Here is a 9205-nt window from a genome sequence, read left to right on the forward strand (position 1 = left end):
ACCGCCGCGCCGCCGAGGGCCGGCCGGCCGCTGAGGTGTCGGCCGCGTCGTTGGCGGAGGAGTTGGCCGGGACCGCCACCGGTCTGGCCGCCCGCTTCGACGCCCGTAACGGCACCACCCACCAGTCGGAGTGGATCGCCCGCCGGCTGACCGTGCAGGCGAGCGGGGAACACGTGCCGCTGTCGGCGAGCGTCCGTCGCCGCCCGACCCGTCCGGCCCGGCCGGTCGGGGACGAGCCGATCGTCGGGCAGGGCACGCCCGCGTCGTCCGTCGCCCGAGCCGAGCGAGGGCGAACCGGCACGGGTGAACGACCTGCCGTGACCCTGCCCGCCGACGCCGGCCCGGACGAGCTGCTGGACCTCGCGGAGCAGAGCTGGGGCCGGCACGACCGGGCCACCTTCCGGGCGGCGCTGGTCGCCTTCGACGACCGGTTCGGCTCGGCCGAGCTGCCGGCGCGCACGTCCGCGCATCGGCTGGCACTGCGGGCGGCGGAGCGCGGCGACGAGGACGACATCGAGGGTGCGGTCGAGCTGAATCGGGCGGCGCTGGAGCTGTACCGGGAGGCAGGTGAGGAGGTGCCCGCCCAGACGGTCGCCGGGCGGCTCGGCGTGCTGTTGACCCGCTCCGACGAGGCCGGCGAGGAGGGGCTGCTGCTGGCCCGGGAGGCGGCCGAGGTCCTGGACCGGCTCGGCGACGCCCGGCAGCGGGCGGCCGGCCACGACCGGGTGGCGTTGGCGCTGCTGCACCGCGAGCGTTGGGCGGACGCGCTCGCCGCGCTCGACCGGGTACCAACCGACGCGGGCGGTGACCGGCACCTGATGGCCCGGATCGCACTGCACCGGGGGCACCTGCTGGAACAGTTGGACCGCGTCGACGAGGCCCGCGCCGTCGTCGACGAGGCGCGCCGGATCGGCCGGGAGCTGGGCGTCGACGAGCTGGTCACGGGTGCCTGCCTGGCCTACGCGCGGCTGGTCGACGATCCGGCGGACGCCGTGGCGGCCTGCGACGAGGCGTTGGAGGCGGCACCGGCGGACGCGGAGCTGCCGGTCCGGGTCGCCCGCGCCCGGGCGTTGTTGTCGGCCGGCCGGCCCGTCGACGCGGTGGACGACTTCGTCGAGGCGGTGACGCTGTGCGTGGAGCGGGGCGCCGAGGGGGACGCGTTCCTGCGGTGGGAGCTGGCGAACGCGTACCGGATGGTGGGCCGGCTCGCCGAGGCCGCCGAGGTCGCCGAGGAGGCCGTGCTCGGTCTGGATCGGCTGGGCGCCCAGGCGGAGGCCGATCGCTGCCGGCACCTGCTGGCCGGCGTCTATGCCGGACTAGGGGAGATCGACCCGGCGTTGGCCCTGCTGGAGCAGTTGGCCAGCAATCTGGACGGACCGGACAACCTTCCGCACCGGGCGCAGGTGCTGGAGGAGGCCGGCGGGATCCTCTACGACGCCGACCGGGACGCGGCGGCGGGCGAGCGGTTCGCCGCCGCGGCTGAGGCGTACCGGCTCGGGGACCTGCCGCTGGACGAGCTGCGCGCCCGACGGCGGGAGACGTACGCCTGGTTCTGGGCCGACGACCGGGACGCGGCGTTGCGTGCCGTCGAGGTGGTGGACGGGTTGGCGGCGAAGCTGGCCGGGGAGGCCGAGCCGCCGGTGACGTACGAGCTGGCGATGGCGGCCGAGACCGGCGCGCGGGTGCTCACCGGTGAGGACCGACTGGACGAGGCGCTGGGCCGGCTCACCGGGGTGCCGGACCGTTTGCGGTCGATCGAGGCGTTCGGTGAGGCCGCCCAGGTGGAAGCCCTCATCGGTGAGTTGCTGCTGCGCCTGGACCGGCCGGCCGAGGCGGAGCCGCTGCTGCGCCGCGTCCTCGGTGGGCTGCCGGCCGCCTCGCGGCAGGTCCGCCAGACGGCCTGGCTGCTGGCTCGGGTGCTGGATCTGCTCGATCGGCCCGCCGAGGCCACCGCGTTGCGCGCGGAGCACGACCTGGACCAGGACGACTGACCCTCGCGGGCCGCCCCTGGCCAGGTCAGGGGCGGCCCGGCCCGGGGGTGGGCGGAACTGACCGGCAACCATCGCGCGCTCCTCGCGGTCTAGGCTTGTCCGGTGACGGTGGAGCAGCAGGCACGGGGTGCGGCGGGTGCGGGCCGGCGCAGGTCCCGCAAGGACGAGATCCTGGAGATCGCGGTAGGTCTGTTCGCAGCGCGTGGCTACCACGGCGTGTCGATGGACGACATCGGCGCGGCCGCTGGGGTCACCGGTCCGGCGCTCTACCACCACTTCGCCGGCAAGGAGGCCATGCTGGCCGCCGCGCTGATTCCGGTCAGCGAGGGGTTGCTGGCCGGCGGGCGGGAACGCGCCGCCGGGCGCTCGGACGACCCGCGCGGCGTACTGGAGTCGCTGATCGACTACCACGTCGAGTTCGCGCTGGCCAACCCGGCGGTGATCGCGTTGCACCTGCACGAGTTGGACCGCCTGCCCGAGGAGCCTCGGCGGCGGATCCGTCGCCTGCAACGGCTCTACGTCGAGGAGTGGGTGACCGTGCTCACCGCCCTGCACCCGGGCATGCCCGACGGTGAGGCGCGGGTGCTCGCGCACGCGGCGTTCGGCCTGATGAACTCGACCCCGTTCCTCGGTGGCGAGGTGGACCGGCGACGCCGCGCCGAGCTGCTGCGCGGCGCGACCCTGGCCGCGCTGCTCGCCTGAGCCGACTCGTCAGAACCGTGCCGGTCATGATTCCCTGACATCGTCCCACCATCCGGACGCCGGGAGGAAACATGATCGAGTCACTGCTGGTCGCCAATCGGGGCGAGATCGCACGCCGGATCATCCGGACCGCCAAGCGGCTCGGCATTCGCGCGATCGCGGTGCACTCGGAGGCCGACGCCGACCTGCCGTTCGTCGCGGAGGCGGACGAGGCGGTCCTCATCGGTCCACCGAACCCGGCGCTGAGCTACCGCAACACCGAGGCGATCCTCGCCGCCGCGAAGTCGACGGGCGCGCAGGCCATCCACCCCGGGTACGGCTTCCTGTCGGAGAACGCCGAGTTCGCCCGTACCGTCGAGGCGAGCGGCCTGATCTGGGTCGGACCCGACGCGGACGCGATCACCGCGATGGGCGACAAGATCAACGCCCGGAACCTGATGGCGGCGGCCGGAGTTCCGGTCGCGCCCGGCACCACCGACCCGACCGCCGACCTGGACGCGGCGGTGACCGCCGCCGCCGAGATCGGCTACCCGGTGATGGTCAAGGCCGCCGCCGGCGGTGGCGGGATGGGCATGGGCGTGGCCGTCGACGAGGCCGCGCTGCGCACCGAGTACGACAAGGTGCGCGCGTTCGCCGAGCGGATGTTCGGCGACGGTTCGGTGTTGATCGAGCGGTACTTCCCCCGGGTACGGCACGTCGAGGTGCAGATCCTCGGCCTGGCCGATGGTCGCGTGGTGGCGCTCGGCGAGCGGGAGTGCTCGGTGCAGCGGCGCAACCAGAAGCTGGTCGAGGAGTCCCCGTCGCCGGCGGTCTCGCCGGAGCTGCGCTCCCGTCTCCTGGCCGCGGCGGTGCGTGCCGGCGAGGCGGTCGGCTATCGCAACGCGGGCACGGTGGAGTGCCTGTTGGTCCCGCGTGAGCTGGACGCCGCTGGCACTGCTCCCGGCTCCGAAGAATTTTTCTTTCTGGAGATGAACACGCGGTTGCAGGTGGAGCACCCGGTGACCGAGTACGTCTACGGCATCGACCTGGTCGAGGAGCAGCTGCGGGTGGCCTCCGGGTTGGCGCCGACGTTCGACCCGGACGCGTTGACCCCGCGCGGCCACGCCGTCGAGATGCGGATCAACGCGGAGGACCCGAAGCGCTTCCTGCCCGGCCCCGGCGTGATCAGGACGTGGGTGGAGCCGACGGGCGAGGGTGTCCGGGTGGACTCCGGCTACACCGAGGGCAACACGGTCACCCCGTTCTACGACAGCCTGCTGGCCAAGCTGATCGTCAGCGGCGCGACCCGCGACGAGGTGCTCGAACGTGCGAAGGCAGCCGTCGCGGCGTTCCAGATCGAAGGCCCGAAGAACAACGTCCCCTTCTTCGCCGAGCTGCTAACCAACGCGGAATTCCTCTCCGGTGCCTACGACACCGGAATCGTCTCCCGCATGCGCTAACCCCCGGCCTCCCCTGGGGCCTCCACCCACCCCGGTGATCAAGAGGTTTGCGTCAGGATTTGCGCCGCGGATGACGCAAACCTCTTGATCAACAATGGGGTGGCATGCTGGGAGAACCCCTAAGCACTGCTTTCGTCACAGTGAGGTGACCCCTTATGGCGGACCTGCCAGATTCCGTCTCGATCCGCGAGGTTGGGCCGCGGGACGGGTTGCAGAACGAGGACCCGATCCCGACCGACGCCAAGGTGCGGCTGCTCGACGCCCTCTCCGGCACCGGCGTACGCCGGATCGAGGCGGTGTCGTTCGTGCACCCCAGGGCGATTCCGCAGATGGCCGACGCCGACGAGGTGTGGCAGCGGGCGGTGAAGGCCGACGGGGTGCGGTACTCCGCGCTGGTGCCGAACACCCGGGGCGCCCAGCGGGCCCTCGCCGCCGGGTTCACCGAGATCGAGGTGGTGGTCTCGGCCAGCGACACGCACAACCGGCGCAACGTCAACAGGTCCACCGACGAGTCGCTGGACGACATCGCCGAGCTGATCGACCTGCTGCACGGAGCGTCGGCGCGGGTCGAGGTGATCGTGGCGACCAGTTTCGGCTGCCCGTACGAGGGGGACATCGACCCGCAGCGGGTGGCCGGGATCGTGGACCGGGTGGTCCGCGACGGCGCGGACCGGGTCGCGTTCGGTGACACCACCGGCATGGGCACGCCGCGCCGGGTCCGCGAGCTGTTGACCGCGGTACGCGACCGCAACGCCCACGTGCCGGTCCTGCTGCACTTCCACAACACCCGGGGTACGGCACTGGCCAACCTGTTGACCGCGCTGGAGCTGGGGGTGACCGAGTTCGACGCCAGCGTCGGTGGCCTCGGTGGCTGCCCGTACGCGCCGGGGGCGAGCGGCAACCTGGCCACCGAGGAGGCTGTGCACATGCTGCACGACATGGGCGTCGACACCGGCATCGACCTGCCGGCTCTCATCGAGGTGGCGGAGTTGGCCGAGGAGTTGCTCGGCAAGAAGCTGCCGTCCGGTGTGCTGCGGGCCGGCCCGCGTACCCGGCTGACGCCGCTGCCGAGCTAACCTTCCGCGTGACGAAGGGGCCGGCGTACGCGCCGGCCCCTTCCACGTGCCAGGTTGGTCAGCTCACCGGGGTGAGCACGCTCGGCCAGCTGTCGCGGAAGATGTCCGCGCTGCGGTCGGTGGCGCTGAACGTGCCGGCGAAGAGGCTGCTGACCCGGTTCGCCTCGGTGGTGCTCGGGTACGGGTTGGTGCAGCTGGTGCCGGCGCTGCCGCCGGACATCAGCAGCGAGCAGTTCCCGTTGTAGTTGTCCGGCAGGCCGAGGATGTGCCCGATCTCGTGCGTCATGATCCGCAGCGGGCTGTACTGCGCCGCCTGCTGGGTGTCGATGTAGACCCGGCCGTTGCCGAGGCTGGTCCGCACGGCGTACGAGCCACCGCCGGTGATCTGGTAGATGCGCAGGTTGGAGCCGCAGTTGGCGGAGAGCGTCAGATTGACGGTGGCGTTGTTCCAGATGGAGGCGGCCTGGTTCGCGGTGCCGGCGTAGCTGCCCGCCTGGCTGGTGTTGTAGCAGATGGTCATGGCGGCGGACGCGGGCGCGGGGTTGGCGACCGTGACGCCGAGGGTGGCACCTGCCGTCGCCACCAGGGCGACCGCGAGCCGACTGAGTCGTGAGGTCATCGCTGACTCCAATCCGGGAGGAGGGGGTGCCAGGAGCCTAGCGATATCTATTCACGTTTTTCAATGTCTTGCCCCCGGCTCGGCTGTCTGGTTCGCTCGTAGGTCGCCGGCAGCCGTGTCGATGCGCTAGCCTAACGATCGTTCAGGTCAGCATGGCGGAGGAGTCGGCGTGACGCTCGACGGTGAGGCACTGGAGCAGCTGCGCAAGCGGGCCCGGTCCGGCGGCGCGGACAAGTACCACGCGGCCAACGCGGCCAAGGGCAAGCTCTTCGCCCGTGAGAGGGTCGCGCTCCTGGTCGACGAGGGCTCGTTCGTCGAGGACGGCCTCTACGCCAACGCGCTCGCCGAGGGGTTGCCCGCCGACGGCGTCGTGACCGGCACCGCCACGATCGACGGCCGACAGGTCTGTCTGATGGCCAACGACTCCACCGTCAAGGCCGGCAGCTGGGGCGCCCGCACCGTCGAGAAGATCATCAGGATCATCGAGCGGGCGTACGGCGCCGGTGTGCCGATGGTCTACCTGGTCGACTCGGCCGGTGCCCGGATCACCGACCAGGTCGATCTCTTCCCCGGCCGCCGTGGCGCCGGCAAGATCTTCTGGAACCAGGTCCGCGCCTCCGGCTCGATCCCGCAGGTCTGCGCGCTGTTCGGTCCGAGCGCCGCCGGTGGGGCGTACATCCCGGCGTTCTGCGACGTGGTGGCGCTTGTCGACGGCAACGCGAGCATGTATCTCGGCTCCGACCGGATGGTCGAGATGGTCACCGGCGAGAAGACCACCCTGGAGGCGATGGGCGGGGCCAAGGTGCACACCGCCGAGTCCGGCGTGGGGCACTTCCTCTGCAAGACCGAGGCCGACGCGCTCGACGTCGTGAAGACCTACCTGTCGTACCTGCCGGCGAACTGGACGCAGGCGCCGCCGACCGCGCCGGCGGTCGCCGCGCCCGCGAAGGCCGACCTGGCCGCGCTGGTGCCGGCCAGCGAGCGGCAGGCGTTCGACATGCGACGGTACGTCAAGGGCCTGCTCGACGAGGGTTCGTTCTTCGAGATCCAGGCGCTCTGGGCCAAGGAGCTGACCATCGGCTTCGGCCGTCTCGACGGTCAGGTCGTCGGTGTGGTCGGCAACAACTCGATGTTCAAGGGCGGCGTGCTCTTCGTCGACTCGGCCGACAAGGCCACCCGGTTCGTGCAGCTCTGCGACGCGTTCAACGTGCCGCTGCTGTTCCTCAGCGACGTGCCCGGCTTCATGGTCGGCAGCGCGGTGGAGAAACAGGGCATCATCCGGCACGGCGCCAAGATGATCACCGCGATCTCCGAGGCGACCGTGCCGAAGATCTGCGTGGTGGTCCGCAAGGCGTACGGCGCCGGTCTCTACGCGATGGCCGGTCCCGGGTTCGAGCCGGACGCCACGATCGCGCTGCCGACCGCGAAGATCGCCGTGATGGGCGCCGAGGCCGCCGTGAACGCCGTGTACGCCAACAAGATCGCCGCCATTGCGGACGAGGACGAGCGGGCCGCCTTCGTCGCCGCCAAGCGCGCCGAGTACGAGCAGGACATCGACGTCGTCCGGCTCGCCAGCGAACTGGTCGTGGACGCCATCGTCGAGCCGCACGACCTGCGCACCGAGCTGGTGCGTCGATTCGCGGCGGCGCGTACCAAGGACCGGCACTTCTCCCGCCGTCGGCACGGCGTCACCCCGGTCTGATCATCGACTCAGGCCGGCACAGCGACCCGCCCTCGGCGTCACGAGCGCCGAGGCGGACCGTCCTTACAGGAGGATGAGATGGACTTCCGGCTCACCGACGAACAAGCGGCGCTGCGCGAGAGCGTGCGGGAATTCGCCCGCGAGGTGGTCGCCCCGGTCATCGCCGAGCACTACGAGCAGCACACGTTCCCGTACGAGGTGGTCCGGCAGATGGGCAAGATGGGCCTGTTCGGCCTGCCCTTCGACGAGGAGCACGGCGGCATGGGCGGCGACTACTTCACGCTCTGCCTGGCCCTGGAGGAGTTGGCCCGGGTCGACTCCAGCGTTGCCATCACGTTGGAGGCGGCGGTCTCGCTGGGCGCGATGCCGATCTACCGCTTCGGCACCGAGGAGCAGAAGGCGACCTGGCTGCCCCGGCTGCTCAGCGGCGAGGCGCTGGCCGGCTTCGGTCTCACCGAGCCGGGCACCGGCTCGGACGCCGCCGGCACGCAGACCCGGGCGGTGCTGGACGGCGACGAGTGGGTGATCAACGGTTCGAAGGCGTTCATCACCAACTCGGGGACCGACATCACGGCCATGGTCACGGTCACCGCGGTGACCGGCACCAACCCGGACGGCTCCAAGGAGTTGTCGACGATCATCGTGCCGACCGGCACGCCCGGGTTCGCCGTCGCGCCGGGCTACTCCAAGGTGGGGTGGACCGCCTCGGACACCCACGAGCTGACCTTCGACGACTGCCGGGTGCCGGCCGCCAACCTGCTCGGCGCCCGGGGTCGGGGCTTCGCGCAGTTCCTGCGGATCCTCGACGAGGGCCGGATCGCCATCGCCGCGCTGGCCGTCGGCCTCGCGCAGGGCTGTGTCGACGAGTCGATCAAGTACGCGAAGGAGCGACACGCCTTCGGTCAGCCAATCGGCGCCAACCAGGCCATCCAGTTCAAGATCGCCGACATGGAGCTGAAGGCACACACCGCCCGTCTGGCGTACTACGACGCCGCCGCGCGGATGCTGGCCGGTGAGCCGTTCAAGCGGCAGGCCGCCATCGCGAAGCTGTACGCCAGCACGATCGCGGTGGACAACGCCAGGGAGGCCACCCAGATCCACGGCGGGTACGGCTTCATGAACGAGTACCCGGTGGCCCGCTTCTGGCGGGACTCCAAGATCCTGGAGATCGGCGAGGGCACCAGCGAGGTGCAGCGCATGATCATCGCCCGGGATCTGGGTCTCTGAGTCTCCAGCCGAACTGATCGGCCAGTCGTTCCGGACGGACTGTCCGTACGGCTGTCGGGTTTCGGCGAGCGGGCGTCAGTAGCCCGACGTTCGACTGCCGACGGTCGGAGTCCATCCGTACTCTTCGTGCCCATGACTCCGGATCATGACCGGTCGCGGAGCCCGGCTGGACGTACCCCTCTGCCGGAGCTGCTCCGCGGGCATCGGCGCGCCGCCGGCCTGACCCAGGCCGAGCTGGCGTCCCGGGCCGGGGTGGGTGTGCGGACGGTGCGTGACCTGGAGCGGGGCCGGTCGGTCCGGCCACAACGCACCACTGTCGAGTTGCTAGCCGGGGCGTTGGCGCTGACCGGCACCAGCCGGGCGGCGTTCCTGGCCGCGGCCCGCGGCGCCGGTGCCGAGCAGGCCCCGCCGGACGCCACCGCCACGACCTTCGCGGTCAGCGGCACCGC

Annotated in this window: 8 protein-coding genes; 7 read left to right on the top strand and 1 reads right to left on the bottom strand. The window is 71.5% G+C overall.

Going from position 1 to position 9205, the window contains the following annotated elements:
• From PSH25_RS13520 to PSH25_RS13535, 4 genes are all read left to right on the top strand, one after another.
• A partial coding sequence (locus PSH25_RS13520; RefSeq protein ID WP_238659431.1) for a hypothetical protein occupies positions 1–1991 on the top strand: 1991 nt, incomplete at its 5' end.
• A gap of 102 nt (positions 1992–2093) precedes the next feature.
• Entirely contained in the window at positions 2094–2693 is a 600-nt protein-coding gene (locus PSH25_RS13525) for a TetR/AcrR family transcriptional regulator (protein ID WP_196928917.1), read from the top strand.
• A gap of 71 nt (positions 2694–2764) precedes the next feature.
• A complete protein-coding gene (locus tag PSH25_RS13530; protein WP_238659432.1) occupies positions 2765–4132 on the top strand; it encodes an acetyl-CoA carboxylase biotin carboxylase subunit in 1368 nt (455 codons plus the stop codon).
• Between the two features lie 155 nt (positions 4133–4287).
• Positions 4288–5208, top strand: a complete 921-nt coding sequence (locus PSH25_RS13535) for a hydroxymethylglutaryl-CoA lyase (RefSeq protein WP_238659433.1) — start codon at positions 4288–4290, stop codon at positions 5206–5208.
• A 58-nt stretch (positions 5209–5266) separates the two neighbouring features.
• Here PSH25_RS13535 and PSH25_RS13540 read toward each other — a convergent pair whose 3' ends face one another.
• Positions 5267–5827 carry a snapalysin family zinc-dependent metalloprotease gene (locus PSH25_RS13540; protein WP_238659434.1) on the bottom strand — a complete coding sequence of 187 codons (561 nt, stop codon included), beginning with the start codon at positions 5825–5827 and terminating at the stop codon, positions 5267–5269.
• Between the two features lie 169 nt (positions 5828–5996).
• On the opposite strand from PSH25_RS13540, the gene PSH25_RS13545 reads away from it, so the two are divergent.
• The 3 genes from PSH25_RS13545 to PSH25_RS13555 all read left to right on the top strand — a co-directional run.
• The gene (locus PSH25_RS13545) at positions 5997–7529 is read left to right on the top strand and encodes an acyl-CoA carboxylase subunit beta (protein WP_238659435.1); all 1533 of its coding nucleotides are present in this window, start codon (positions 5997–5999) and stop codon (positions 7527–7529) included.
• A 78-nt stretch (positions 7530–7607) separates the two neighbouring features.
• Positions 7608–8756: an acyl-CoA dehydrogenase family protein gene (locus PSH25_RS13550; RefSeq protein WP_238659436.1), complete on the top strand. Its 1149-nt coding sequence runs from the start codon at positions 7608–7610 to the stop codon at positions 8754–8756.
• 132 nt (positions 8757–8888) lie between these two features.
• Positions 8889–9205: helix-turn-helix domain-containing protein (locus PSH25_RS13555; RefSeq protein ID WP_238659437.1), on the top strand; the 317-nt coding region annotated here is incomplete at its 3' end.

The sequence above is a fragment of the Micromonospora foliorum genome (genome assembly GCF_022229015.1).
Classification (GTDB): domain Bacteria; phylum Actinomycetota; class Actinomycetes; order Mycobacteriales; family Micromonosporaceae; genus Micromonospora; species Micromonospora foliorum.